Below are 1192 nucleotides of genomic sequence, written 5' to 3' on the forward strand. Positions count from 1 at the left end.
TGTCCACTCCCCCGTTAGTGAGACACCTGTAAACTAGAGTTTTCCAACTTTGCTCGGTAAGCTGCGGGCGGCAGGTCACCAAGGCTTTCATGTGTTCGCTCTTCGTTGTAATCCAATCGCCAGAACCACACCATTTCTTTGACTTGATTGAGTGTTTCAAACAAGTAAGCATCTAGAAATTCTCGTCTAAATGAGCCATTAAACCGTTCAACAAACCCGTTTTGCTGTGGCTTGCCAGGCTGGATATACACTAATTCGATGTTATGTGCTTCACACCAATCGGTTAAACGCGCTGAGATTAATTCAGGCCCGTTATCTACTCGAATTTGTTTCGGTAAACCGCGCTCTGCTTTCAATTGTTCAAGTGTTCTAACAACTCGTTCCGCTGGCAGTGAAGTATCTACTTCAATAGCCAAACACTCCCGAGTGCCTTCATCAACAATATTGAGCGTTCTAAATCGTTTTCCGCAGTATAAAGAATCATGCATAAAATCTAAGGCCCACTGATGATTAGCTTGAGCGACAACTTCCAATGGCTGCGCAACTCTTTTAGGCAACACGCGTTTCACTCTGCGCTTTAAGTTCAAACCCATTTGGCAATACACCCGATATACGCGCTTATGGTTAAACGGATAACCTTTAAAACGAAGACGACCATAGCATTTCCAGAATCCAGCTCTGGGGGACTTTTTTAATTCTGCATTGATGGCATCAATGACAGCAGCGTCAGCCTTTCGCCAGTCTCGTTCTGAGCGGTAGTAGGTAGCGCGACCAATACCCACAAACTTACACGCTTTTAGAATACTCAAACCCGCTTGAACCAGTGTGCTAGCGCTACTTCGCTTCTGCGCTGTCACCAACCCTTTTTTGCGAATAACTCCTTTATCGCATGATTTTCTAGGCTGACATCAGCATACATCTTTTTAAGCTTTGCATTTTCTTCTTCAAGCTCTTTTAGGCGCTTAACATCTGACGCTTCCATACCGCCATATTTAGCTTTCCAGTTGTAATACGTAGCACTGCTGATCCCATGCTTGCGGCACACTTCTTCAACCTTCATACCCGCATCGGTTTCTTTGAGCACAGCTATGATCTGAGATTCTGTAAAACGTGACTTTTTCATCGTTGTCTCCTGTTTGTGATATTACAGAAAACTCTAATTAAACATGTCTCATGTTAAGGGAAGTGGACA

At 44.0% G+C, this 1192-nt stretch carries 1 protein-coding gene; it reads right to left on the bottom strand.

All coding sequences use genetic code 11. The features are described from left to right. Window positions 1-14: 14 nt before the first annotated feature. Window positions 15-1123 (bottom strand): IS3 family transposase gene (locus tag L1070_RS20130; protein WP_237126909.1). Its coding sequence is split into 2 segments (ribosomal slippage): window positions 15-877 and window positions 877-1123, totalling 1110 coding nucleotides; the frame shifts between segments, so codons are not numbered across the junction. Window positions 1124-1192: the final 69 nt, after the last annotated feature.

The organism is Pseudoalteromonas sp. MMG022 (assembly GCF_021654245.1).
Classification (GTDB): domain Bacteria; phylum Pseudomonadota; class Gammaproteobacteria; order Enterobacterales; family Alteromonadaceae; genus Pseudoalteromonas; species Pseudoalteromonas amylolytica.